Genomic DNA, 24,334 nt, shown 5'->3' with positions numbered 1-24,334 from the left:
ATGGGCTCACAGCGACGTGAAGTCGATCGCCTGGTACAAATCGGCGCCAATGCCGGCAAAACTCAACAGCGCCGGCAACTGCTGGGCAAACCCTTGGAAACTGTGGTCGCCGCCGGCCTGGATGCGCAAGGCACAGGCGCGGTAATACTGCTGGGCGTGGCGATAATCCAGCGTTTCGTCACCGGTTTGCAACCATACCTGAAACCGCTGCGGATCCCGGGGCGCCGGCACTTGCAGTTCGGCCAGGGCCGTAACGTGGTCGTGGGTCAATTCCCAGGTTTCGTCGGTGTACAAATTCTTCTGCGTGCCCAGGTAGCCGTCGAACAGCCGATGCGGGCTGACGGCAGGGTTGACCAGCAGGGCCTTGAGCCCGTGGCGCTCGGCCAAGTGAGTGGCATAGTAGCCGCCGAGCGAGCTGCCGACCAGCAGCGGGCGCCCCAGTTCTGTAATCGCCTGTTCCAACTGACCGATGGCCTGGCGGGGGTGGTGATGCAAGGCGGGCACCTGCAACTGGTCGCTCAGGCCCAGGCGCGTCATCACTTGCGTCAACTGGCTGGCCTTGGTCGACGCCGGGGCGCTGTTGAGGCCATGGATATAAAGGATCGAACCCGACATTGCCGACTCCCTGGGTGTTGGGCAAAAGCCGGAGTTTACAGGGAGATTGCGGTGATTGGGGGGGATTTGACCGTGTTGTTGCCTCCTATGACCCGTCGATCACAGCACCTGTGGGAGCAAAGCTTGCTCGCGAGGCGGCCTGACAGCTGGCCTGGTTCTCCGGTCGTACTCCGATCCGATTGTGGGAGCGGGCTTGCTCGCGAAGACGAAGGCACATTCAGCATTAATGCAAGCAGACCCACCGCTATCGCGAGCAAGCTCAGCTCCCACAGGGATCGGCGGTGGGCATTGATCCCGCACCCACCACCACTCCCTCTGTGGGAGCCTTCTCGCTTCTGCTCGCGGTGTGGTCAGGGTTGTGTGTTGACGTTGTCCAGCATCCGATTCGCCAATAAAGCGCCCAGCTCAATCAGTTGCTGAATGCCAAGGGCAACATGGCGTCGCGAGCCTTTCAGGTCGAAGGCAAGGTCGCTGACCATGGCATCGGCTGAGGCCAGGGTTTCGCTGAGGTTGGCCAGCAGGCTTTCGGTGTCGACGCCGTCCACGACGGTGAACAGTTGACCTGAGGGCTTTTTCTTTTTGGCTTGAGGTTTGGGATCAAGATAATGGTCGATGGCTCGCTTGGCGGCTTCATCGAGTATCGGGGGAATCTGGCTGGCTTCGGGAGAAATGGAATCTTTTTTTGTTGGCCCAGAGTTATCTTCAGACATGTTGGCGCTCCACTAGGATTGAAATAACGCCCTCCTACTTTCGGGTTTCCAGGCCCGGCCGCTGAACTTTCAGCGACGGGAAAAGGTTAGCGACAGCCCTTCCCACCCAGCAACCGCCAGAGCTCGTCGGAAAAATCTGCTTGAACCAGGAAGGATGTCCGACCATTCCCACAAACCCTGGTCGGCTGTCAGCCGCCATCGCGAGCAAGCTCGCTCCCACACAGGTTTTTGGTCGTTTATAAGATCAGCGTCCACCGCCGATCTCTGTGGGAGCAAAGCTTGCTCGCGATGGCGGTGGGTCTGCTTGCATCCATGCTGAATGTAGCGCCGTCTTCGCGAGCAAGCTTTGCTCCCACAGGTCCTGCTCAAACAAGTCTGATGGGTGTACGACCGTGAGAACCAGGTCGGCTACTAGGCCGCCTCGCGGTGGACGTTGATCTCGGCGCCCCGTTAACCACGATGGCCGAACGCAGGCATTGCGCAGTGGGCATCCCGGCATGGATGCCGGGATAGCCGCGCTGGGCCATGGATGGCCCTTCGCGGCGGGCCCACGGAGCAATGCCGGAGTGAGGGCATGCCGAGCCCTAGCGAGGCACCGAGTGGTGGGGCAGGAGCGCTTTGGTTACTTTCGCGCTTTTCGAAAGTGACCCGCCGTCAGGGCGGAACCCTAAGCGGCCGTTACCGCAGCAATGGATATGTACTCAGTCAGGCCGCCATCGCGAGCAAGCTTTGCTCCCACAGATCTGAAAGATGTACAACCGGGAGAGACAGGCCAGCTGTCAGGCCGCCTCGTCCTCAGTACCCGTTGGAGCCATAGTCCGGGGTAAACGCAAACCCAACCACCCGCTCAACCCCCGTCTCCAATCGCCCATCCGGCAACAACCGCAACCACCGATACCCCGGCGCCTGCGAGCCCACCGCAAAATCCTCACTCCCAGGCTCAAACTGAATACAGGTCGAAGGCGAAGCCAACAAACGAACCCCCTCGCGCACCCGATCAACCTCCTGATGCACATGCCCCCACAACACCGCCCGCACCTGGGGAAACCGATCCAACACCGCAAACAGCGCCTCAGGATTACGCAACCCAATCGGCTCCATCCACACACACCCAATCGAAACAGGATGATGATGCAGGCACACCAAGTGATGCCGCTCCGGCGCCTCACTCAAGGCATTGGCCAACAGAATCAACTGCTCCTCGGCCAAAAAACCCGGCACCGAACCAGGCACGGCAGAATCGAGCATCGTCACGCGCCAATTGCCAATGTCCACCACCGGATCGAGCAACCTGCTCTTGACCGTCGCCTTGAGCATCACCTGCGGCTCATCATGGTTACCGGGAATCCACCGCGCCGGCGCATCGATTCGCGCAGTCAATTGCCGAAACGCCTCGTAGGACTCCAGCGTACCGTCCTGGGACAGGTCCCCGGTGGCGAGCATCAGGTCAATGTCCGGCTGCTGCTTGAGCACCAAATCAATGACCGCCCGCAAACTGTCACGGGTATTCATGCCCAGCAACGAGGCATCGGCCTCGGCGAACAAATGGCTGTCAGACAGTTGGACCAGCAACGCCGCATCGGCAGTGGTCAAGCTGGATACGCTCGGCAAATCGCTCTCTCCCAGGCGCAGTCACGCCGTTGCATGAAGCCGCAATTATGCTGGGGGACGATCGAAAGGGGAAACCCGCGAACCGGAACCGGTTCACAACTACCGAACGACTTCGAACTCGTGGCCCAGCGCCAGGCAATGACTCAGCCACTCGCCCAGGAACAGGTTCAACTGGGCTTTTTCATCCGGCTGGTGCATCGAGGCATTGGGGTAAGGATAGATGCCACGAAAGCGTCGTGCATGTTCGGCACTGACAACTTCGGCCATGCGCGCATCGTGATAGACCTGGACCTCCAGTTGCGGCACCGGCAACCAAGGCAGGCTGTGCTCCTGACGCACTTGCAACGTGGTGGTGTAGGGACAGGTCTGCAGCACTTCCAGGGCCAGCACGCCCAGCATCTGGTCGCCGTGGGTCACGGCGATGCGCCGAGGCGCCGGGTCGTTGCGCATGTCCGGCAACAAGCGCATCAGGCGATGCGTAATTGGCCTCGCAGGCGGCCTGCAACCCCACCAGATCGACGCGATAGCGGTCGCGCAGCTTGTTCAGGACCATAGCCCCCTCACTTCATCGCGATTCAAGGCCAGCCATTGCAAGGCAATGATGCTGGCCGCGTTGCAGATACGCCCGTCGCGCACAGCTTGCAAGGCATCTTCGTAGGCCCAGACCTTCACCCGAATGTCCTCGGCTTCCTCCAGAAGGCCATGCAGGCCGCCTGCCCCCGTGCTGTCGCAACGCCCCAGGTACAAATGTACGAATTCATTGCTGCCGCCCGGCGATGGAAAATATTTGGTCATCGGCCAAAGCGCAGCGAACACAAGCCCAGCTTCCTCCTGCGCTTCGCGATGAGCAACTTCTTCCGGTTGCTCGTCCTTGTCGATCAGGCCGGCCACCAGTTCCACCAGCCAGGGGTTGGTGGTCTTGCCGATGGCACCCACGCGAAACTGCTCGATCAACACCACTTCATCGCGCTGCGGGTCGTAGGGCAATACGCACACGGCGTCATGACGCACGAACAACTCACGGCTGATCTCACGGCTCATACCACCGGCAAACAACTCGTGGCGCAAGACAAGGCGGTCGAGCTTATAGAAACCCTTGAAGCAGGTTTCACGCTTGACGATGTCCACGGTGTTCGGTGTGGCGTTGGCGAAATCGGTCATGACAATCCTCGTGTGCAGTCGATCAATACGAGGTTCCAACCTCGGCTTCGCGCCATCCTAACGCGCCCGTACCCTTTGATGCAGCCCCTTTCCACTCATCGGGATGGACGGCAGAAGGTGAAAGAACTCTAATGAGCTTAGTGGCGAACTGATTGTCCTGCTGGCAGTCGAAGCGGGTAACTTTTCGCCTTTCCCTGTTCCATGAAGGACGCCCATGTCGCTTTTCAAAACTGCCTCCGTGGCCGCCATTGCCCTGACCCTGGGCGCTTGCCAAAGCCTGTTCCAACCCAATTATCGCGCACCGCTGGAAACCACCCGCGATGCGTCGGAACAGCTGCAACAAGGTTGCGCCAGTGCCGACTGCCCATTGGTGAACATCGATACCCTGCACTTTCCCACCGAGCCAGCCCTGGACGGCATCGTTGAAAAGCGCCTGCTGCAAATGACCCGCACCACCCCGGACGCCCCGGCGGCGCCGACGCTTGCCGCCTATCGCGAGCAGTTCCTGCGCAACGCCGCCCCCCGCAACAGCAGCTATTTGCAGGCCAAGGTACGTGAGCAACATGACGGCCTGGTGATCATCGAATTGTCCAGCTACCTGGACACCGGCGGCGCCCACGGCACGCCGGGTCGCGGCTTCATCAACTATTCGCGCCAGCAACACAAGGTGCTGACGCTGTCGGACATGCTGCTGCCGGGCCAGGAAGAAGCGTTCTGGAAAGCCGCCCAGGTCGCCCACAACAGTTGGCTGATCAGCACCAAGCTGGATCAGGAACCCGAATTCCTGAAACAGTGGTCCTTCCAGAAAACCCCACACGTGGCGCTGACCTACGGCGGGGTGATCCTCAAGTACGAAGTGAGCACCATCGCGCCGTACGCCCTGGGCCACATCGAACTGAAGATCGCTTACCCACGCCTCAACGGCATCCTCAAGCCCGAGCTGTTCCCCGGCCGTAGCTGAAAGCCCGGCCCAGCAACAGTTGCAGCAACCCTGCCAGGATCAGCGACGGCAGGGTTGCGCCGACGTCCGGATAGAGGTTGGCCAGCAGGTGATAAGTGCTCACCCCACCCAGCCAGGCCAACAGGGCCGGCCAGCGCAACGCGGCCGACACCCCTTGGCTGCTGCGTTTGCGCAGGATGAAGTGGTCCACCAGCACCACGCCGAACAGCGGTGCGAACACCGAGCCGATCAGCAACAGGAAGTTCTGGTATTGCGCCAACGGTGCGAAGCAGGCGATCAAGGTGCAGATGACGCCAATCGCCAAGGCCAGGTGCTCGACTTTCAACCCCGACAGCATGCCCGTCGACACCGCCGCCGAGTGAATGTCGGCGAAGGCGTTTTCCGACTCGTCCAACAGAATCAGCAGCAGCGGAATACCCAGCCCGGCGCCAGCCAAGGCCAGTAGCAACGCGTTGACTTCACCGCTCGGCGCGAACGCCAGGGTGTAGGCCACGCCCAGGCTCATCAGCCAGACGTTACCGATGAAGAAGCCCACGGCAGTGCCGCCGAAGACGTTCTTGGCGCGCTTGCCGAAACGCGAATAGTCGGCAATCAGCGGCAACCACGACAGCGGCATCGCAATGGCGATGTCAAACCCCACCGCCAACGGCATAGAACCATCGCCTGCCTCGGCCCACAGCGCAACCAGATCAGCCTTGGCGAACAGGTTCCAGGTCAACCAGATGCAAGCCGCCAATAGCAACCAGATGCCCCACTTGCGCAGGACCTTGCGCACGAACGTCAGCGGCCCGCTCACGGCGAGCAGTGTCGCCAGGGCGCCGAAGAACAGCGTCCACAGCAGTGGGTTGGAGCCCAGGCTGCCTTCGCTGAAGGCTCGGGCACCGAGCAGGCTGGCGGCATCACGCATGACGATGATTTCGAACGAGCCCCAGCCGATCAACTGCAGCAGATTCAACACCGCCGGCACGCTCGCGCCCTTGCCGCCGAGGCTGAGCTTGAGGGCAGCCATGGCCGACAGGCCGGTGTCACTGCCGATCACCCCGACGGCGGCCAGCAGCAGAACGCCCACCAGCGTGCCGAAGAAAATCGCCAGCAACGAACCACTGAGACCCAGGCCCGGCGCGAGCAAGGCACCGACCTGCAAGACCATCAGGCCGATGCCCAGGGAGAACCACAGGGAAAACAGATCGCGGGCGCCGAAGACGCGTTTGTCCAGGGGGACGGCGGTGTCTGGGGAGTAGGTGCTGGGTTGGATGTTCAAGGGTCGTTGTCTCAGAGGGATATTTGTTGTTCTGATGATCGCAATCGCGAGCAGGCTCGCTCCCACAGGGGATTTACGGTGGACACAAGATTTGTGAACGACCGAGATCCACTGTGGGAGCGAGCCTGCTCGCGAAGGCGGCAGTGAGGACACCGCCACCCTCAGCTCAGCCCAAATCAGACTTTCTTGTAAAGCTGACTACCTTCCTTCTTGAACCGCTCAGCCTGCTCCGCCAAGCCCTGGGCGACATCGACATCCACCGCTTCAATGCGCTGGTTGGCCGCGTACTCGCGCACTTCCTGGGTGATTTTCATCGAGCAGAATTTCGGCCCGCACATCGAGCAGAAATGCGCCACCTTGGCCGAGTCCTTCGGCAGGGTTTCGTCGTGGTACGAGCGAGCGGTGTCCGGGTCCAGGCCGAGGTTGAACTGGTCTTCCCAACGGAACTCGAAACGCGCCTTGCTCAAGGCGTTGTCACGGATCTGCGCGCCCGGGTGGCCCTTGGCAAGGTCGGCGGCGTGCGCGGCGATCTTGTAGGTGATGATCCCGGTCTTCACGTCATCCTTGTTCGGCAAGCCGAGGTGTTCCTTCGGCGTGACGTAGCAGAGCATGGCGCAACCGAACCAGCCGATCATCGCCGCACCGATGCCGGAGGTGATGTGGTCGTAGCCCGGCGCGATGTCGGTGGTCAGTGGGCCGAGGGTGTAGAACGGCGCCTCGTCGCAGCACTCGAGCTGCTTGTCCATGTTCTCTTTGATCAGTTGCATCGGCACGTGGCCGGGGCCTTCGATCATGCATTGCACGTCGTGCTTCCAGGCGATCTTGGTCAGCTCGCCGAGGGTTTCCAGCTCACCGAACTGCGCTTCGTCGTTGGCGTCGGCAATCGAGCCCGGACGCAGGCCATCGCCCAGCGAGAAGCTGACGTCGTAGGCCTTCATGATTTCGCAGATGTCTTCGAAGTGGGTGTAGAGGAAGTTCTCTTTGTGGTGCGCCAGGCACCACTTGGCCATGATCGAACCGCCACGGCTGACGATACCGGTGACGCGCTTGGCGGTCATCGGCACATAGCGCAGCAACACGCCGGCGTGGATGGTGAAGTAGTCGACGCCCTGCTCGGCCTGTTCGATCAGCGTGTCGCGGAACAGCTCCCAGGTCAGGTCTTCAGCCACGCCGCCGACTTTTTCCAGGGCCTGGTAGATCGGCACGGTGCCGATCGGCACTGGCGAGTTGCGGATGATCCACTCGCGGGTTTCATGGATGTGCTTGCCGGTGGACAGGTCCATGACCGTGTCCGAACCCCAGCGGATGCCCCAGGTCAGCTTCGCCACTTCTTCTTCGATGGACGAACCCAGCGCACTGTTGCCGATGTTGCCGTTGATCTTCACCAGGAAGTTACGGCCGATGATCATCGGTTCCAGTTCGGTGTGGTTGATGTTGGCCGGGATGATCGCGCGGCCACGGGCGATTTCGTCACGCACGAATTCCGGGGTGATGACTTTCGGCACGCTGGCGCCGAAGCTGTGGCCGGCGTGTTGCTGGTCCAGCAGGCCGGCGGCGCGGGCGACTTCCAGCTTCATGTTTTCGCGGATGGCAACGTATTCCATCTCGGCGGTGATGATGCCTTTGCGCGCGTAGTGCATCTGGCTGACGTTGGCACCCGGCTTGGCGCGACGTGGGTTGTTCACGTGAGCAAAGCGCAGCTTGGTCAGCTCGGGATCAGCCAGGCGTTCCTGGCCGAAGTTGGAGCTCAGGCCGGCAAGACGCTCGGTGTCGCCACGGGCTTCGATCCACGAAGAGCGCACGTCGGCCAGGCCCTGGCGCACGTCGATGATCACGTTCGGGTCGGTGTACGGGCCCGAAGTGTCATACACCACGACCGGCGCGTTGATTTCGCCGCCGAAGTCGGTCGGGGTTACATCGAGGCTGATTTCGCGCATGGGCACGCGGATATCCGGGCGGCTGCCCTGGACATAGATTTTTTGCGAGCGGGTAAAGGGCTGAACCGATTGCTCATCGACCTTGGCCGAATCACTGAGGTTGATCGCGTTTTTTGATTTTGTCGTCATCACGGGCTCTCCAGACACACATCCAGGCAGTGGATTTTTGTCGGAGCGAACCTGTAACGAATGGACGCGTCCCTGCACGAAAATGCGGACGCTGTGCTTGCTGCTCGAGTGCGTTCGATGGTCGAACGACATCCCGGACGAAGCACAAGAGGACTCGCCGGGTGACGAGAAATCTTGTTCCCTACGCAGGCGCTAACCTGATCAGGTTCAACGGGATCCGAAATTATTCGATCTCAGCCTCATAGCAAGGCACCCCGACAAGAACCCGGCCAGTCTAGACACAACCACGAGAGAACGCCATCGCCAGGGCAAAAGGCGTGATGAATGGCGCATATACAGGATTGTTGCCACGCCCGGGCGCAACTACACTCGCTACGCCGCGCGCCACTTATGCGCACTCATTTGCGAACTAGGGATAGCCTCATGCTGCGCAAACTTTCACTGGCCCTGGCCGTGTCTTGTGCGTCCAACGCAATGGCCTGGGCCGCCGAAGCGCCCTTGACCACCAAAACCGATCTGGTGAGCGTGTATCAGGAAGCGGTGGACAACAACGCCGACCTGGCCGCTGCCCGCGCCCAGTATGGCGCCCAAAAGGAAGTGGTGCCCCAGGCTCGCGCCGGGTTGTTGCCCAACCTTTCGGCCGGCGCCGATCTGAACAACACGCGTACCGAGCTTGACCAGCCGGCGATGACCGCCAACCGCAGTTCCACGGTTTACCAGGCGACACTGTCCCAGCCGATTTTCCGCGCCGACCGCTGGTTCCAGCTCCAGGCGGCAAAGTCCGTCGACGAACAAGCGTCGCTGCAACTGTCAGCCACTGAACAGAACATGATCCTGCAAAGCGCCGAGAGCTACTTCAACGTGCTGCGTAGCCAGGACAACCTGGCCTCGACCAAGGCCGAGGAAGCCGCGTTCAAGCGCCAGCTCGACCAGTCCAACGAACGCTTCGACGTAGGCCTGTCGGACAAGACCGACGTGCTGCAATCCCAGGCCAGCTACGACACAGCACGGGCCAACCGGATCCTCGCCCAGCGCCAGGTCGAAGACGCCTTCGAAGCCTTGATCACCCTGACCAACCGTCAGTACAACGCGCTCCAGGGCATCGTCCACACCTTGCCGATCCTGCCGCCGACGCCGAACGATGCCAAAGCCTGGGTCGACACGGCGGCCAAGCAGAACCTGAACCTGCTGGCCAGCAACTACGCCGTCGATGCCGCCGAGGACACCCTGCGCCAACGCAAGGCTGGCCATGCACCGACCCTCGACGCGATAGCCCAGTATAGAAAAGGCGACAACGACGGCCTCGGCTTCACCAACCCGAGCCCCACCGGTCAGCGTTATGGCGGCGATGCCGAGCAACGCACCATCGGCCTGCAACTGAGCATCCCGATCTACAGCGGCGGGCTGACCAGCTCCCAGGTGCGCGAGTCCTACTCGCAGCTCACTCAGACCGAACAGCAACGCGAAGGCCTGCGCCGGCAGGTGGTGGAAAACACCCGTAACCTGCACCGCGCGGTAAACACCGACGTGGAGCAGGTCCAGGCCCGGCGCCAGTCGATCATCTCCAACCAGAGCGCGGTGGAAGCCACGGAAATCGGCTACCAGGTGGGCACTCGCAACATCGTCGATGTGCTCGATGCCCAGCGTCAGCTGTACACCTCGGTGCGCAACTACAACAACGCCCGCTACGACTACATTCTCGACAACCTGCGCCTCAAGCAGGCGGCCGGGACGTTGAGCCCGGCGGACCTGCAAGACCTGTCACGCTACCTCAAGCCCGACTACAACCCCGACCGCGACTTCCTGCCGCCAGACCTGGCCCAGGCCGCAGCGGAGCAATTGCGCTCGCGGCCGGCGCAATAACCTCACCGAGGGAAGGCTTGTCCAGCCCCCCTGTGGGAGCAAAGCTGGTGTGGGAGCAAGGCTTGCCCGCGATGAGTACAGCGCGGTCTCTCTGGAACCGAGGCGCTTGTATCGCGAGCAAGCTTTGCTCCCACAGGAGGTTTTGGAAAAACCTTCCCTCGCCTCCCTAGAGACTCAGCCGAGCAACCGCCCCAACCCCTCCAGCAAGCGCTGCAACGCGCCCTGATTGGTGCGCATCACCGCAAGCCCCGCCTCGGCCATGCGCTGGGCATCGCGGGGCAGTTCGAACAGGCGCTGCACTGCCAGGGCCAGGCTTTCGGCATCGTCCACTTCCGCCAGCGCACCGGCAGCGCGCAGTTGCGCGGCGATTTCGAGGAAGTTGAACAAGTGCGGCCCGCAGAGCACCGGTTTCGCCAGCGCCGCCGGCTCGAGCAGGTTGTGTCCACCGTTGGGCACCAGGCTGCCACCGACAAACGCACTGTCGGCCAACGCGTAGAGAAACAGCAGTTCGCCCATGGTATCGCCGAGCAACACCGACGTCTGGGCGGTGACCGCTTGCCCACTGGAGCGCCGCACCGTGACCAGGCCTTCGTTTTCACACAACTGGTGCACGGAGTCGAAACGCTCAGGATGACGCGGCACCAGAATCAGCAACGCATCGGGGTAGCTGTCGAGCAACCGACGGTGGGCGGCCAACACCACTTCGTCCTCGCCCTCATGGGTACTGGCGGCGATCCACACCGGGCGCTCGGTAGCCTGCCACTGGCGACGCAAGGCACTGGCGTCTTCGAGCAGTTGCGGGTCGATGGTCAGGTCGAACTTGATCGAGCCGGTGACCTCGACGGTTTCCGCCCGGGCGCCCAGCTGGCGAAAACGCTCGGCTTCGGCTTCGGTCTGCACGGCGAACAGGCTCATCTCGGCGAGCATCGGCCGGGTGAGCTTGGGAAAACGCCCATAGCCCCGTGCCGAACGCTCCGACAGCCGCGCGTTAGCCAAAGCAACGGGAATACCACGCTTGGCACACTGGTGAATGTGGTTGGGCCACAGCTCGGTTTCCATGATCACCGCCAGGGACGGGCGAACCCGGTCGAGAAAACGCTTGGCGGCGCAGGGCAAGTCGTAAGGCAGATAGCAATGCTGGATGCGCGGCTCGCCGGAGAACAACGCGCGGATCCGCTCCGAACCGGTGGGCGTCATGCAGGTGACGGTAATCGGCAGCTGTGGATAACGTTGCAGCAAGGCGCGGATCATCGGCGCGGCGGCGATGCTCTCGCCCACCGACACCGAGTGGACCCAGATGCCCCCCGGCACCATGACCGGCAGCCCCCAGGAAAACCGCTCGCCGATGCGCCGGGCATAAGCCGGCGCCTTGCGGGCCCGCAACCACAGCCGAATCGCTACCAGTGGCAGCCCCAAGTAAAACAACGCGCTATAGAGAGTTCTGTTCATGGCGGCGGAGTTTATCGGTTTTTCAGCCAATCGCCTGCAACTGCACGGCAAAACGTTCCGCCAGCCAACGGGCGGCCGGACCCAGGGGTTCGTCGCGGCGCCAGACCAGTTCCACCACCAGGGCCGGCGGGGTCCATTCGCTGCTGAGCTCGACCATGTCGCCCAGGTACGCCGGGTATTGCACCACATGCCGAGGCAGCCAGGCCCAGCCCAGGCCACTCCTCAGCCATTCGGCCAGTACATAGAAACTGTCAGCCCGCCAAACTTGCGGGCTGGCCTGCTCACTGCCGGGATAGACACTGGACTGGGTGGCCATCAACAACTGGCGGTGCCGGGCCATTTCCCGGCAGGTCACATAGTCATGGTTCGCCAGCGGGTGCCCCCTGCCACACACCGTGACCATCTCGACGCTGCCCAGCACCCGGCGCTCCAGCGCCTCGGGGATCTGGTCGTGATAGAACAGCAAGCCGAGGTCGGCGCGGCGCTCCACCAGTTTGCGCGCCACATCGCCTTGGGCGGCGCTGGCCAGTTGCACTTCGAGGGTGGGGAATTGCTCGGCCAGGGCCGCCAGGCTGTCGATGACCGGTTGATAAGGCATGGCTTCGTCCTGGGCCAGGCGCAGCGACGCTTCCTGCCCGCGCATCAGGGCCAGGGCCCGGCCATTGAGGCGCTCGCACTGACGCAGCACTTCCCGGGCCTCTTCAAGCAAGGCTTCTCCCGCGTCGGTGAGCCTGGGCTGCCGGCCGCTGCTGCGCTCGAACAGGCTCACCCCCAAGTCGTCCTCCAGCAAGGCAATCGCGCTGCTGATGGCCGATTGGGCCTTGCGCTGATCCCGGGCCACGGCCGAAAACGAACGTTTCTCGGCGACCCCGACAAACAGCCGCAATTGCTCCAGGTTCCACTGCACGTTCATGGCTCAACCTATCTTGATTACAGATAGGTAATGACTTTACCGCATCTGAGCCATCTCTAGAATGGCCCCATCGAAAGACGCAACCGTCGAAGAGGAACCGCCCATGAACGCCTACTACTACCTGGCCATCGCCATCTGCGCCGAAGTCATCGCCACCGTTTCGATGAAAGCGATCAAGGGCCTGAGCACACCTCTGCCTTTGCTGCTGGTCGTCGTCGGCTACGGCACCGCGTTCTGGATGCTGACGCTGGTGGTGCGCACCGTACCGGTGGGCGTGGCCTATGCGGTCTGGGCCGGGCTGGGGATTGTGATGGTCAGCGTGGCGGCGCTGTTCATCTATGGGCAGAAACTGGACGTGCCGGCGATGCTGGGGATGGCGTTGATTGTGTTGGGGGTGGTGGTGATCCAGCTGTTTTCCAAGACTGCTGGCCACTGAAAACACGGATTAAAAGGACTGAAAACACATGTTCGGCAAGGGGGAATCTGTGGGAGCAAGGCTTGCCCTCGATGAAAACGACGCGGTCTCTCTGGAACCGAGGCGCCCGTATCGCGAGCAAGCTTTGCTCCCACAGGTTGACCGCCAACAAATTCCCTCTGCATCGAGTCTGTATACTGCGCCCTCGTCTTGAACACTGAGGTCGCTCATGTCATCCGTTATTTCCACCGACATTCTGATTGTCGGCGCAGGCGTCGCCGGTCTCTGGCTGAATGCACGCCTGCGTCGCCAGGGTTTTTCGACCGTGCTGGTGGAAAGCGCCAGCCTCGGCGGCGGGCAGAGTGTCAAATCCCAGGGCATTATCCATGGTGGCGCCAAGTACGCCCTGCACGGCGCCCTGACCGGTGCCTCGGAAGCCATCGCCGACATGCCGCGTCGCTGGCGCGAAGCCCTGAAAGGTGAAGGTGAGCTGGACCTGTCCGGCGTGCGCATGCTGTCCGATGCCCATTACCTCTGGTCCCCCGGCACCCTGGCCGGCAACCTCACCAGTTTCTTTGCCAGCAAGGCCGTGCGCGGGCGGGTCGATCAGGTCAAGGGCGACCAGTTGCCGCCGGCCCTGCAAGACAAGCGCTTCAAGGGCAAGGTCTATCGCCTGGCCGAGCTGGTGGTGGACGTGCCGAGCGTGATCGCGCGCCTGGCGGAACTGGCCGGCGACAGCTTGTTGGCCGGGCAACACATCGAACCGCTGCGCGAAGGGGGCGAGCTGATCGGACTCAAGGTCGATGGCCGCGAGATTCGCGCGCAACGCATTGTCCTCAGCGCCGGGGGCGGCACCGCCGACCTGCTCAACGCCTTGGGCCTGGACCAGCCAGCCATGCAGCGCCGGCCGCTGCACATGGTCCTGGTCAAGGGCCCCAGCCTCAAGCCGCTCTACGCCCATTGCCTGGGCGGTGGACCGAAGCCGCGCGTCACCGTGACCACTCATCCGGCGGCCGATGGCCAATGGGTCTGGTACGTGGGTGGTGATCTGGCCGAAGGCGATGGCGTGACCCGCGAGCCTGCCGCGCAGATCGCCGCCGCCCAGAAAGAACTCGGCCAATTGTTGCCTTGGGTTGACCTGAGCACCGCGCAATGGGCCACGCTGCGGGTTGACCGCGCCGAACCGTTGCAGTCGGGCCTGACCCGTCCGGACAACGCCTTCCTCGCCGAGCAGGATCGACTGCTGGTGGGTTGGCCAACCAAACTGGCCCTGGCCCCGGACTTCGCTGATCGGGTGGTCAATGTCCTGCAACGCGATGGCATCCAGCCAAGCCACCCGGCCCCACTGCCGGACCTGCCGAAGCCGCCGATGGGCGTGCCTGCCTGGGAGCAACTGCTGCCATGAGCCAACCGACCCTGCATGACCTCTATCGCCCCCTGGGCCATGACGGCCCGCGCGTCTCCCCCCTGGGCCTGGGCACCGTCAAGCTCGGTCGCGACCAAGGCGTCAAATACCCCAACGGCTTTCGGATCCCCGATGACGACGAAGCGCGCATGTTGCTCAAACTGGCGCGCGACCTGGGTATCAACCTGATCGACACCGCGCCGGCCTATGGTCGCAGCGAAGAGCGCCTCGGCCCGCTGCTGCGCGGCCAACGCCAGGACTGGGTGATTGTCAGCAAGGTCGGCGAAGAGTTCAGCGACGGCCAGTCACGCCATGACTTCAGTGCCGCCCATACCCGATTTTCGGTGGAGCGCAGCCTCAAGCGCCTGGAAACCGACTATATCGACCTGGTCCTGGTGCATTCGGATGGCAACGACCTGGCGATCCTCAACGACAGCGAGGTCTACCCGACCCTGGCGGCGCTCAAGCGCGAGGGCAAGATCGGCGGCTTCGGTTTTTCCGGCAAGACCGTCGACGGCGGCTTGAAGGCCTTGGAGCAAGGCGATTGCGCGATGGTCACCTACAATCTGAACGAACGAAACGAAAAGGCTGTCATTGACTACGCCAGCGAACACGGCAAAGCGATCCTGGTGAAAAAGGCCCTGGCCAGCGGCCACGTCTGCCTGAGCCCCGGGGTAGACCCGGTTCGCGCCAGCTTCGAACTGTTGTTTGAGCATCCTGGGGTCGCCAGTGCTATTGTCGGCACCATCAATCCGCTGCACCTCGCCCATAACGTCGCGACCGTCGCCACGGTCCTGCGTAAACACTGACGCCGCCCACGCGGCCTGAAGGAAGGAGCCGACATGCCGCGTACGCTCATCAGAAAGAACCCGAGTAACTTCAAGACCCTGCCCCTGTTCGTCGAAGCGACCCCCGAAGGCCTGACTTACCAGAGCGTCGGGATGCCGCTGAATTTCGCCCAGACCTTGCAGCGCCGCCGTCCTGTCGCGGTGGCCGATGCCGAGCGTTTTTCCCTGGAGTTGGCGAACCTGGGCGTCTCGGTGCGCCTGACCCTGCATTGGCAGAACCGCGACTATTGGGTGCTAGTGCGCCAGCGTCGACAGGATCGCGGCGATGTGGTGCTCAAGCTGATATCCGGCTACGTCCCGGCCCACGAACTGAACCTGCCGCTGCTCACCGCCATCAGCGAAATTGCCGAGGAATGCCTGCTGGAAACCCCAGAAGGCTGGCTTGGCGGGCGCTTCAACGACACCTGGCTGCCAGCCCCCTACGCCACGGCCCTGCATTACCGCGAAGCCTTGCCGTTCCGGCTGACGCCACTGTCGGGCTCGGCACGCCCGGTGCGCAGCGCCAACCTGCAACTGATCGAGCGACCACGGGCCTACGTGCACCTGCCGACGGCATCGCTGCAACTGATCTATGACTTGCGCCTGGATGTGCCCAAGGAAGCCAAGTCCCTGAGTTTGTTTCACGTCGATGAGCGACTGGAAGGTGACCTGTTGGTGGCGCGCCTGGACCGCAAGCGGCCCGACCTGTACCTGATGCCGCTGCAGGATGGGCAGCCCTTGCCCGAGCTGTACACCCTGAAAAAGGATCAGTTGTACCCAGCCAGCACCCGGGGGCTGTACCTGGCGGAGAGTTTCGCCAGCCAAGAGGGCTGGGTGGTGCGCGACGAACGCATCCGCTGGAAAGATTGGCTTGTCAAACAAGGCCTGAAGGCTCCGACCCCACATCGCCAAGGCCTCAAAGGCTTGCACAAGAAAGCCATGGGCTTGATGCGCATGGTTCGTGGGACGCTACACAAGTAGGTCAGGTGGAGGAGCGCCTATCGAGGTAGGTCCGCCACCGCGCGAAGAGACGAAAATAACGATTCTCGCGTTTGCCCATGCCGCGCTTGGAAGAGAACGACTCTTCAGCGAAATTGCCATTAATCCGTACGCGAGATGCCGTGGTCGGCAGGGTGAAGACTTTGATATGCGCCTGCTGCAGCGCAAATTTGAGTAACCGTTCGGAATGCAGCTTCCTGCCGGTTACCTCGCAGAAATCGAAAATACGCTCGATACGCGAGCCATAGGCACGGTAGGCGTCACGCCCGCAGATCGCAAATCGGTCGTTCAAACCGTTCCACCATTGCCAGTCCGGAATATAGGCATTCAACCTGCGAGCTTCGGGACGAGCAAACACATAGCTGGGAAGCGTCGTGTGAAAGAAAATGTCGGGCCGAACGAACACGACGAAGTCTGGATCAAATGGCTCCATCATAGCCGTGACACTGTTCAGGGAGTTGAGCTGATAGATCAGGTTTCTGAGCGACGCATGCTGATCCCCCCATGTATCACCAAACGCCTTGACCCTCTCGAAGTCCCAGCGCTCCAGAACCCCCTCAATGGAATCGAGTCGACCGGTCATTGTGGTGAAGGGTGAATAGTTGTCCGCATCCAGTTTGCCTTGTTCACCGGAACGCGGATTGTGAACTTCATCGATTTTGTACAAGTGGTAAAAGCACTGCACTTCGCTCCCGGCAGGGATTTGTGCAAGAACGTTTTTTTCAATGGACGGGAAACAGACTTCCGAATTCCTCGGGATACCAAAAAATGCCAGCGCAATTTTCAACACACGTCCCGCCCCTACCGTAATAAAACAATTCGCCCCAGCGATATCACGCCAGGTTGCCGGACCTCTTCAACGCGACTGTACGTTCACTACCGACAACATGACGCTCGTAAGCGGGTTACTGCCAAACGGGACGAAGCAATGCTCACGAGCGGGCCAGGCGACGGGAAAGGCGCGTGCCATACCGCCCCCTCCCAAAACCATCGGGTGAAGACATCACCGGCCACGAATCTTCTCGACGATGGCTGTCGTCGAGCTGTTTTCCACCAGTCCCAGCACTTTCACCGCGCCGCCATAGGCCGCAACGATATCGGCGCCCACAACTTGGTCGACGCCATAATCGCCGCCCTTGACCAGCACATCCGGCTTGACCTGGCGAAGCAGGTTTTCCGGCGTGCCCTCGCTGAAACTGATGACCCAATCCACCGCGCCAAGGCCGGCCAGGACCGCCATGCGTCGATCAACGCTGTTGATCGGCCGGCCCGGCCCTTTGAGGCGGCTCACCGATGCGTCGTCGTTGACTGCAACGATCAGGCGATCACCCTGGGCCCTGGCCTGCTCGAGGTAGGTCACATGGCCGGCATGGAGGATGTCGAAGCACCCATTGGTGAAGACGATTCTTTCGTTGTGGGCACGCGCGTCGTCGACGGCCAGCAGCAGTTGCTCCAGCCCCAGCACACCGCGCTCGGAACCCTCTTCGCGCTGAATGGCGCGACGCAGCTCCGGCGCACTGATCGCAGCAGTACCCAGCTTGCCGACGACAATGCCCGCCGCCAGGTTCGCCAGGGCGACCGCATGGGGGAGCTCTTCACCGGCGGCAATCGCTGCCGCCAGGGTGGAAATCACCGTGTCACCGGCACCCGTCACGTCGAACACTTCACGGGCACGGGCCGGCAGGTGCAAGGCCGGATGATCAGGACGCAGCAGGGTCATGCCGTGTTCACCGCGGGTCACCAGCAGCGCCCCGAGATCCAGGTCATGCATCAGCTGGGCGCCTTTACTCACCAGCTCGTGCTCATCGGCGCAACCGCCGACGATGGTTTCGAATTCGCTGAGGTTCGGGGTGATCAGGCTCGCGCCACGGTAGATGGAAAAGTCCTTGCCCTTGGGATCGGCCAGGACCGGAATGCCACGGGCACGGGCGGCCTGGATCAGCGCCTGGTGGTTTTTCAACGCACCTTTGCCGTAGTCCGACAACACCAGGACCTTGATGCCTTCGAGCAGGTTGTCGACCTCAGCACCGAGGGCCAAGGGATCGGTGGCGAAAGGTTCTTCGAAGTCGATGCGCAGCAGTTGCTGGTGACGGCTCATGACCCGCAGCTTGACGATAGTCGGCTGGTGCGCGATGCGCTGGAATATCGCCCGTACGCCAGCGCCCTTGAGGCTGTTGGTCAGGCTGTCGGCAGCCTCGTCGTCGCCGGTCACGCCCACCAGGGAGGCCGGCGCGCCGAGGGCGGCGATGTTCAGGGCAACGTTGGCGGCACCACCGGGGCGATCCTCGATGTGCTCGACCTTGACCACCGGTACCGGGGCCTCAGGGGAAATCCGTGAGGTACCGCCATGCCAGTAGCGGTCGAGCATGACATCGCCGACCACCAATACAGGGGCTTGATCGAATCGCGGCATGGACAACTTCATGGAGCATCCCACATACAAAATGAACAGGGGCGCGATATTAGCACAGGGTTGAGGAAGGCTCTTCCATGGCTGTAACACGAAGCATTATCCGCAACCTTCATTATTATTTTTGCGCCAACGCAATCATGTGCTCACAGGCCTGGGCCAGCCCCACCTCGCTAGTATCGATTTCGCATTCGGCTGCAAGCGGCGGCTCGTAAGGGCTGTCGAGTCCGGTGAAATCCTTGATTCGTCCGGCGAGCGCTTCTCGGTACAAGCCTTTGGGATCGCGCTGGGCACAGACGTCGAAAGGCGTGCTGACATAAACTTCCACGAAAGCGCCCTTGGCAAAAAACCGCCGGGCGGCGTCCCGGTCGGCGCGAAAGGGAGAGATTGCCGCGACAATGACGATGAGCCCGGCTTCGACCATCAAACGTGCCACTTCGGCTATTCGCCGGACGTTCTCTCTTCGGGCCCCGGCGTCCATCCCCAAGTCACTGCACAAGCCCTTGCGCAAGTTGTCGCCATCCAGCAGGGCCGTGTGTAGCCCTTGCTCGTGGAGCCGGACTTCCAAGGCATTGGCTAGCGTCGACTTGCCCGCCCCCGAAAGCCCGGTCAACCAGATACAGCGAGGCCGCTGATTCTTTATGGCTGCCCGACTCGCGGGGGAAAGTGATAGCGCATCAGAGCGCATCTGCGATTGCTGCGTTGCTCCCTTTGATGCCTCGTGCATATCGTGCATTCCATTGTCGTGTGCAGCAGAGCATAGCCTTCGGCTCGTATTCAGGCGATGTCCTGGGCCGGGGCATCCAGCCCCATGGCGTGAAGACGCGCGTAATAGCCGTTTTGCGCGAGAAGTTCGCCATGGCTGCCGCGCTCCACGATACGCCCCTGGTCCATGACCAGGATCAGGTCGGCTTTTTCGATCGTGGACAGGCGATGAGCGATGACCAAGGTCGTGCGGCCTTTCATGACTTGGTCCAGCGCGGACTGGATATGCCGCTCGGACTCGGTGTCCAGCGCTGAAGTCGCCTCATCGAGAATCAGCAGTGGGGCGTTTTTCAACAACGCCCGGGCAATGGCCAGTCGCTGACGCTGGCCACCGGACAACAGCACGCCATTTTCGCCCACCTCGGTATCCAGGCCTTGGGGCAGTTGCTCGATGAAATCCATCGCGTAGGCGTCTCGGGCGGCTTTTTCGATATCGGCCCGCGGCGCACCGGCCAGGTCGCCATAGGCGATGTTGTTGGCCACTGTGTCATTGAACAACGTGACGTGCTGGGTCACCTGGGCGACATGGCGACGCAAGTTGCGCAGTCGATAATCTTCAATTTCCACGTCGTCGAGTAGAATCTGGCCGACTTCGTGGTGATAAAAACGTGGGATGAGACTGGCGAGCGTCGATTTGCCACTGCCCGAACGCCCTACCAGGGCAATCATCTGCCCAGGCGCTGCTGTGAAACTGATGTCCTTGAGCACCTCTCGATCGGCACCTGGGTAGGTAAAGCTCAGGTTGCGCACATCGAGACGGCCGCTGACGCGCTCTTGCTCTACCGTGCCGGTGTCGACTTCGGGTTCGACATCCAACTGTTCGAAGATGCTTTCCGCGCCCGCCACCCCTCTCTGGATCGTAGAGCTGACTTCGGAGAGCTGCCGAATCGGCTTGGGCAGCAAACCCGCCGCGGTGATATAGGCCACCAGGTCGCCCGCCGTCGCTTCGCCGCGCAAGAACAACACGAGGAACATCAAGGCCGCCATGGCGGTGTAGATGACCAATTGCAACATCGGCGTATAGACCGCGCTCGTGCGAGTCATGCGCAATTGCTTATCCGTATTGCTCTGGCTGGCACTGGCAAAGCGTTTCTCTTCATACGCCTCACCGCCAAAGCTGCGCACGACGCGGTAGCCCTGGATGGTTTCGGAGGCTACGTGGGTCACGTCGCCCATGGCCACTTGAATCTTTTTGCTCTGCTTGCGGAATTTCTTGCTGGTACTGCTGACCATCACCGCGATGAGCGGCAGGATCGCCAACATGACAAGCGTCAGCTTCCAGTTCATCCATACCAGGTACGTGAAGAGAAACACCACGGTGAGACCTTCGCGAATCACGACCTTGATGGCGTCGGTGGCCGCACCGGTGACCATGGTCACGTTGAAGGTGATCCGAGAAATAAGATGCCCTGAGTTATGGGTATCGAAGTATCGGTTGGGCAGCACCAGCAGCTTGTTGAACAGCTCGACGCGCAAATCATGCACCAAGCCCAGCGAGACCCTGGCCAAGTAGTAGTTCCCCAGGAACGACCCCAGGCCCTGCCAGGCAGCGATCAGGATGATCAACAACGGCACGGCCATCAGCAGTTTCAAGTCCTGCAGGTACGGCACATTGGGGAAAAGTACCGCATCGGGATTGCTCAAGCCGTCGACGAAATACTTGAGAATTCCGGCCAGCATGGGCTGGGTGGACGCGAATATCACGAAGCCCACGATACTCAGCGAGAAAATGCCTATGTAAGGTCTGACGTATCCCAGCAACCGTAGATAGATCTTCAGGCTGGAATCCTGTTCCGCTTTAGGCGGTGCGTCACTCATCGTCGAGCTCACTGGTTAGGAAGAGCGCGGGATTTTATCACAGCCACCGGGTTTGGCCGCGCCCAGGTCAAAACGCTGGCCAGGCCAATCGGCAACCAACTGATAAACCATTCGGCACGCGGGGTTCCCGTCAGGCTCGCAGCGTCGAACTGCATCGCCAGAAGCGAGAATATCCACATGCCCAATACGCCTTGGCCCAGCGGGGTATCTTTGGTACGCCAAGCCTCACGCAGCACAGCGAACCAGACGAGACACCATAGCAACAAGCCTGGCAAGCCCAGCTGAATGGCAATGTGGGTGAACAGATTATGAGCGTGATCAAATAATCTACCACCAACAGGGACCCGATAATCACCTGCCAAACCAATACCACCCCATGGACGCTCGGCAATCATTTGCAGGCTCGACATGAAGATTTCAGGGCGATAAGAAGCACCACGAGCCATCACCAGGGGTTCCAGCAGCCAAAAGGTCAGCATCGCCAGCACCAAAACCGTGGCGGAGATGACGCGGGTACGCTGGTCCCGGCAGTAAAGCGGCATGGCCAGTACGCTGAGCAACAAGGCCAACGCCGCGCCGCGACTTTGGCTCGTCACGACAAACATCCCTAACATTGCCAAGGCCACTCCCCAAAGGATTTGCAGCCCTGTTTGGCGCGGCATCCAGTGCAACATCCAGATTGCCGCCAGTCCCGCCACGTATGCTCCAAGAATCGGATGGGCCAACTTGCCCAGCCCTTCCAGGCGCGCCGTCCATTGATGCCCCTCGATACCGTAATATCTGACAAGGCTTAACAAGGCGATCAGTGCGAGCCCCAGGCCACCCCATTGCATAAAACGGATCACACGCTCCGGACGACCATCGGCAAAGATCGCGAAAAACAGCAGGAACACCATGATGTAGAACAAGCGTTTTATTTCGCGGACGGGCTCGGAGGCTTCGGCCCAGGACAGGGTAATCAATGCCCAGACCGCCAGCGCCAACAAGGCCAGATAAATAAAGCGTTGTGCCCGCCACAGCTCCAGCAAGCGATTGCGGGCAGGCCAAGCAAACAGGATCGCCGGCAACCATAAAAAGACAACCAGCCCTTGTTGATAGATTTTATTGGTCGGCGCCAGCGCGATAGCGAGCAAAAACCATAACAAACCAAATGCCATCCACCCCTGAACCCAACGTGACCCCTGCATCTATCGCTCCTAAACGGCATTCCAACCAAACTGGCATAGTGAAAACAAAAACTTTTGGGCATCATGACCCGTCATGGCACCCGTTCTTTCCACAAGGTTTTTCTATGATGCAGTCCTCACGGCTTTCCGAAGGCGCTTTGAATCAATTGATTGAAGGCGCCAGTATTCTGGAAACCGATAGCTACGGCCCAAAAGTCTATCTGCTACGGGATGGAAATATCCTTAAGCTGTTTCGCCGCAAACGGCTCATTTCTTCGGCTCTTCTAAAGCCTTATTCACGGCGATTCATTGAAAATGCGGCCCGTCTGCGGGAGCTCGACGTACCGACACTTCACGTTCAAGCGTTCTTCAAATTGGAAAAGCCTGGAATAACTGCAGTACTGTATCGACCACTCCCCGGAAAAACTTTGCGCCAACTATCGAATCAGGAGCGATTCAGCTGGCAGCCTATCCTTCCTGCGCTGGTCGAGCTCATCCGCCAATTGCACACCAGCGGCATTTATTTCCGCTCGTTGCATCTGGGCAACATTGTCGTCACACCTGAAAACAGATTGGGATTGATTGATGTGGCTGACATGCGCTTCCTGCGCTCACCACTGCCACGTTACCTGGCACGCCGCAATCTACAGCATTTCGCTCGCTATATTACCCGAGAGAACCTGAACGAAAGCTTTCCGATGCAGGCGCTGGAAGACGCTTTATTTCCCACCCGAGATTAACCCCTGGGCGGTCCGGCAGAAGCTCACCCACGCCTCGTCCGGTGCCAATGCCTGGTATTGCGCCGCCGACACCGCATCGGTCTGAGCCAGCGAGGCTCTGATAATTGCCTCGCTCCACGCGATTGTTTCGCCAGCAGGTACATACCAGCCGACATCGGCCAACTGCTCCCGAAACACGGCCAGATCACTGGCGAGTACCGGAATACCGGACAGGACTGCTTCTTGAAGAATGAGGCCAAGCCCCTCTTCAAAAGAGGGGATCATTACCCAATCGAACGCTTTGTACAGCTTAACGACATCCTCCTGATGCCCAGCCAGCATCACCTTACCGGTCAAATCCGGTTGGGCGACTCGCGCTTCCAGTGCCCGGCGAGCAGGCCCTTCGCCGACTATCACCAAGCGCCAGTCAGGCTGATCCAAAGCCGCAATGGCAAAAGCTTCCAAAAGGCTGGAGAAGCCTTTTTTTTCCACCAGCCGCCCTATCGCACCGAATATTCGAACCCCTGCCTGAGGCAACCCCAACCGGGCACGCGCCTCTTCGCGAGTGACGAGGCGAGATTGGAATGCGACGGGATCGAAAGCACTGCGCAAGGCGGTGACCTGGACACCCAACTCGTCCTGAAGCGAGGCTGCCAGTGTCTCGGAGACTGCCGCCAACACCAGGCGGGAGGAAGGAAAGTCGCGCAATAGCTGCTTGCTCTTGGCGTTGAACCGTGTCGCGCCGTGGAAAACAACCACCACCCGAACGTGCGGCAACGACTTCAGAACGGGTAACAGCGTACGAACCACACCAATACCGTCGAGGAGCACCACTCGGGCTTCGTCATCGAGCAAAGCCCGGCGAAAACGGCTATGCATCCAGGGCTTGAGCAAACGCCAGAAGTGCCGGCCCTTGAGCCGGGCTGAAGCCAGGTTCCATTCCCGCGCCGCGCCCATGTTTTCCTGACAAGCGGATGCCGAGCCTTGCAGGAGCCACGTCTTGACGGGCAACGCAGAATCAATCTGTGAAATTATCTGACAATGGACCTTATGGACCGAAGCAAATGGTAAACCGCCTGCCCACATAACATTAACAATGCTCATTGAGCAGCAATCCTTCTAACTCGGACCGGGATTCACGCATCGAGATACTCAATCGTTGAAAAGCCAACCAACACCGGCTCCGAGCAAGAGGATGAG

General features: G+C 60.9%; 21 protein-coding genes, 1 pseudogene and 1 riboswitch. Of the genes and pseudogenes, 7 read left to right on the top strand and 15 right to left on the bottom strand.

Going from position 1 to position 24,334, the window contains the following annotated elements:
• Nucleotides 1-6 precede the first annotated feature (6 nt).
• The 5 genes and pseudogenes from CFII68_RS00785 to CFII68_RS00805 all read right to left on the bottom strand — a co-directional run bounded on the left by CFII68_RS00785 (nt 7) and on the right by CFII68_RS00805 (nt 4,097).
• Nucleotides 7-615 (bottom strand): YqiA/YcfP family alpha/beta fold hydrolase, encoded by a 609-nt coding sequence (locus tag CFII68_RS00785; protein WP_018614139.1) that lies wholly within the window; start codon nt 613-615, stop codon nt 7-9.
• Between the two features lie 350 nt (nt 616-965).
• Entirely contained in the window at nt 966-1,325 is a 360-nt protein-coding gene (locus tag CFII68_RS00790) for a DUF6124 family protein (RefSeq protein ID WP_018614138.1), read from the bottom strand.
• A 795-nt stretch (nt 1,326-2,120) separates the two neighbouring features.
• Entirely contained in the window at nt 2,121-2,936 is an 816-nt protein-coding gene (gene cpdA, locus CFII68_RS00795; RefSeq protein ID WP_018614137.1) for a 3',5'-cyclic-AMP phosphodiesterase, read from the bottom strand.
• 99 nt (nt 2,937-3,035) lie between these two features.
• Nucleotides 3,036-3,489: pseudogene (locus CFII68_RS00800) on the bottom strand (DUF1249 domain-containing protein).
• The gene (locus CFII68_RS00805) at nt 3,480-4,097 is read right to left on the bottom strand and encodes an NUDIX domain-containing protein (protein WP_018614135.1); all 618 of its coding nucleotides are present in this window, start codon (nt 4,095-4,097) and stop codon (nt 3,480-3,482) included. The pseudogene CFII68_RS00800 and the gene CFII68_RS00805 overlap by 10 nt, the downstream one beginning before the upstream one ends.
• Before the next feature lie 214 nt (nt 4,098-4,311).
• On the opposite strand from CFII68_RS00805, the gene CFII68_RS00810 reads away from it, so the two are divergent.
• Entirely contained in the window at nt 4,312-5,058 is a 747-nt protein-coding gene (locus CFII68_RS00810; RefSeq protein WP_018614134.1) for a DUF3298 domain-containing protein, read from the top strand.
• Here the strand turns inward: CFII68_RS00810 and cytX are convergent.
• Nucleotides 5,027-6,319: a putative hydroxymethylpyrimidine transporter CytX gene (gene cytX, locus CFII68_RS00815; protein ID WP_018614133.1), complete on the bottom strand. Its 1,293-nt coding sequence runs from the start codon at nt 6,317-6,319 to the stop codon at nt 5,027-5,029. The genes CFII68_RS00810 and cytX overlap by 32 nt on opposite strands.
• 176 nt (nt 6,320-6,495) lie before the next feature.
• On the bottom strand, nt 6,496-8,385 hold the full coding sequence (gene thiC / locus CFII68_RS00820) for a phosphomethylpyrimidine synthase ThiC (RefSeq protein WP_014336271.1): 1,890 nt from the start codon (nt 8,383-8,385) through the stop codon (nt 6,496-6,498).
• Between the two features lie 161 nt (nt 8,386-8,546).
• A riboswitch (TPP riboswitch) is annotated at nt 8,547-8,652 on the bottom strand.
• 156 nt (nt 8,653-8,808) lie between these two features.
• Between thiC and CFII68_RS00825 the strand changes: the two genes are divergently transcribed.
• Nucleotides 8,809-10,248: a TolC family outer membrane protein gene (locus tag CFII68_RS00825; RefSeq protein WP_018614131.1), complete on the top strand. Its 1,440-nt coding sequence runs from the start codon at nt 8,809-8,811 to the stop codon at nt 10,246-10,248.
• Nucleotides 10,249-10,422: 174 nt separating this feature from the next.
• Here CFII68_RS00825 and waaA read toward each other — a convergent pair whose 3' ends face one another.
• The gene (waaA, locus tag CFII68_RS00830) at nt 10,423-11,697 is read right to left on the bottom strand and encodes a lipid IV(A) 3-deoxy-D-manno-octulosonic acid transferase (protein WP_033062952.1); all 1,275 of its coding nucleotides are present in this window, start codon (nt 11,695-11,697) and stop codon (nt 10,423-10,425) included.
• A gap of 22 nt (nt 11,698-11,719) precedes the next feature.
• On the bottom strand, nt 11,720-12,610 hold the full coding sequence (locus CFII68_RS00835; protein WP_018614128.1) for a LysR family transcriptional regulator: 891 nt from the start codon (nt 12,608-12,610) through the stop codon (nt 11,720-11,722).
• A 103-nt stretch (nt 12,611-12,713) separates the two neighbouring features.
• Between CFII68_RS00835 and CFII68_RS00840 the strand changes: the two genes are divergently transcribed.
• From CFII68_RS00840 to CFII68_RS00855, 4 genes are all read left to right on the top strand, one after another.
• Nucleotides 12,714-13,046, top strand: a complete 333-nt coding sequence (locus tag CFII68_RS00840) for a multidrug efflux SMR transporter (RefSeq protein WP_014336267.1) — start codon at nt 12,714-12,716, stop codon at nt 13,044-13,046.
• 208 nt (nt 13,047-13,254) lie between these two features.
• Nucleotides 13,255-14,430 carry an FAD-binding oxidoreductase gene (locus tag CFII68_RS00845; protein ID WP_018614124.1) on the top strand — a complete coding sequence of 392 codons (1,176 nt, stop codon included), beginning with the start codon at nt 13,255-13,257 and terminating at the stop codon, nt 14,428-14,430.
• On the top strand, nt 14,427-15,239 hold the full coding sequence (locus CFII68_RS00850; protein ID WP_018614122.1) for an aldo/keto reductase: 813 nt from the start codon (nt 14,427-14,429) through the stop codon (nt 15,237-15,239). Before CFII68_RS00845 ends, CFII68_RS00850 begins: the two co-directional genes overlap by 4 nt.
• A gap of 33 nt (nt 15,240-15,272) precedes the next feature.
• Complete coding sequence (locus CFII68_RS00855) at nt 15,273-16,238, top strand: hypothetical protein (protein ID WP_018614121.1); 966 nt, start codon at nt 15,273-15,275, stop codon at nt 16,236-16,238.
• A gap of 1 nt (nt 16,239) precedes the next feature.
• On the opposite strand, the gene CFII68_RS00860 is transcribed toward CFII68_RS00855, so the two are convergent.
• The 5 genes from CFII68_RS00860 to CFII68_RS00880 all read right to left on the bottom strand — a co-directional run bounded on the left by CFII68_RS00860 (nt 16,240) and on the right by CFII68_RS00880 (nt 22,406).
• Entirely contained in the window at nt 16,240-17,046 is an 807-nt protein-coding gene (locus CFII68_RS00860) for a hypothetical protein (protein ID WP_018614118.1), read from the bottom strand.
• Nucleotides 17,047-17,259: 213 nt separating this feature from the next.
• Nucleotides 17,260-18,681: a bifunctional D-glycero-beta-D-manno-heptose-7-phosphate kinase/D-glycero-beta-D-manno-heptose 1-phosphate adenylyltransferase HldE gene (gene hldE, locus CFII68_RS00865; protein WP_018614115.1), complete on the bottom strand. Its 1,422-nt coding sequence runs from the start codon at nt 18,679-18,681 to the stop codon at nt 17,260-17,262.
• 103 nt (nt 18,682-18,784) lie between these two features.
• Nucleotides 18,785-19,393 (bottom strand): adenylyl-sulfate kinase, encoded by a 609-nt coding sequence (cysC, locus tag CFII68_RS00870; protein ID WP_018614113.1) that lies wholly within the window; start codon nt 19,391-19,393, stop codon nt 18,785-18,787.
• Between the two features lie 50 nt (nt 19,394-19,443).
• Nucleotides 19,444-21,249 carry a lipid A export permease/ATP-binding protein MsbA gene (msbA, locus tag CFII68_RS00875; protein ID WP_018614111.1) on the bottom strand — a complete coding sequence of 602 codons (1,806 nt, stop codon included), beginning with the start codon at nt 21,247-21,249 and terminating at the stop codon, nt 19,444-19,446.
• An 8-nt stretch (nt 21,250-21,257) separates the two neighbouring features.
• Entirely contained in the window at nt 21,258-22,406 is a 1,149-nt protein-coding gene (locus tag CFII68_RS00880; protein ID WP_256211763.1) for an O-antigen ligase, read from the bottom strand.
• 137 nt (nt 22,407-22,543) lie between these two features.
• Between CFII68_RS00880 and CFII68_RS00885 the strand changes: the two genes are divergently transcribed.
• Complete coding sequence (locus CFII68_RS00885; protein WP_018614107.1) at nt 22,544-23,155, top strand: toluene tolerance protein; 612 nt, start codon at nt 22,544-22,546, stop codon at nt 23,153-23,155.
• Here CFII68_RS00885 and CFII68_RS00890 read toward each other — a convergent pair.
• Nucleotides 23,135-24,238, bottom strand: coding sequence for a glycosyltransferase (locus tag CFII68_RS00890; RefSeq protein WP_018614105.1), 1,104 nt, complete (start codon nt 24,236-24,238; stop codon nt 23,135-23,137). The genes CFII68_RS00885 and CFII68_RS00890 overlap by 21 nt on opposite strands.
• Nucleotides 24,239-24,334 lie beyond the last annotated feature (96 nt).

The organism is Pseudomonas sp. CFII68 (genome assembly GCF_000416195.1).
Classification (GTDB): domain Bacteria; phylum Pseudomonadota; class Gammaproteobacteria; order Pseudomonadales; family Pseudomonadaceae; genus Aquipseudomonas; species Aquipseudomonas kilonensis.
This window is presented reverse-complemented; position numbering and strand designations above follow the sequence as displayed.

Excerpts from the sequence above, each read along its gene's own strand:
- CFII68_RS00785 (WP_018614139.1), bottom strand. The coding sequence starts at position 615 with ATGTCGGGTTCGATCCTTTATATCCATGGCCTCAACAGCGCCCCGGCG.
- CFII68_RS00790 (WP_018614138.1), bottom strand. The coding sequence starts at position 1,325 with ATGTCTGAAGATAACTCTGGGCCAACAAAAAAAGATTCCATTTCTCCC.
- CFII68_RS00805 (WP_018614135.1), bottom strand. The coding sequence starts at position 4,097 with ATGACCGATTTCGCCAACGCCACACCGAACACCGTGGACATCGTCAAG.
- CFII68_RS00810 (WP_018614134.1), top strand. The coding sequence starts at position 4,312 with ATGTCGCTTTTCAAAACTGCCTCCGTGGCCGCCATTGCCCTGACCCTG.
- thiC (WP_014336271.1), bottom strand. The coding sequence starts at position 8,385 with ATGACGACAAAATCAAAAAACGCGATCAACCTCAGTGATTCGGCCAAG.
- CFII68_RS00825 (WP_018614131.1), top strand. The coding sequence starts at position 8,809 with ATGCTGCGCAAACTTTCACTGGCCCTGGCCGTGTCTTGTGCGTCCAAC.
- waaA (WP_033062952.1), bottom strand. The coding sequence starts at position 11,697 with ATGAACAGAACTCTCTATAGCGCGTTGTTTTACTTGGGGCTGCCACTG.
- CFII68_RS00835 (WP_018614128.1), bottom strand. The coding sequence starts at position 12,610 with ATGAACGTGCAGTGGAACCTGGAGCAATTGCGGCTGTTTGTCGGGGTC.
- CFII68_RS00840 (WP_014336267.1), top strand. The coding sequence starts at position 12,714 with ATGAACGCCTACTACTACCTGGCCATCGCCATCTGCGCCGAAGTCATC.
- CFII68_RS00845 (WP_018614124.1), top strand. The coding sequence starts at position 13,255 with ATGTCATCCGTTATTTCCACCGACATTCTGATTGTCGGCGCAGGCGTC.
- CFII68_RS00850 (WP_018614122.1), top strand. The coding sequence starts at position 14,427 with ATGAGCCAACCGACCCTGCATGACCTCTATCGCCCCCTGGGCCATGAC.
- CFII68_RS00855 (WP_018614121.1), top strand. The coding sequence starts at position 15,273 with ATGCCGCGTACGCTCATCAGAAAGAACCCGAGTAACTTCAAGACCCTG.
- hldE (WP_018614115.1), bottom strand. The coding sequence starts at position 18,681 with ATGAAGTTGTCCATGCCGCGATTCGATCAAGCCCCTGTATTGGTGGTC.
- cysC (WP_018614113.1), bottom strand. The coding sequence starts at position 19,393 with ATGCACGAGGCATCAAAGGGAGCAACGCAGCAATCGCAGATGCGCTCT.
- msbA (WP_018614111.1), bottom strand. The coding sequence starts at position 21,249 with ATGAGTGACGCACCGCCTAAAGCGGAACAGGATTCCAGCCTGAAGATC.
- CFII68_RS00880 (WP_256211763.1), bottom strand. The coding sequence starts at position 22,406 with ATGGCATTTGGTTTGTTATGGTTTTTGCTCGCTATCGCGCTGGCGCCG.
- CFII68_RS00885 (WP_018614107.1), top strand. The coding sequence starts at position 22,544 with ATGCAGTCCTCACGGCTTTCCGAAGGCGCTTTGAATCAATTGATTGAA.
- CFII68_RS00890 (WP_018614105.1), bottom strand. The coding sequence starts at position 24,238 with ATGAGCATTGTTAATGTTATGTGGGCAGGCGGTTTACCATTTGCTTCG.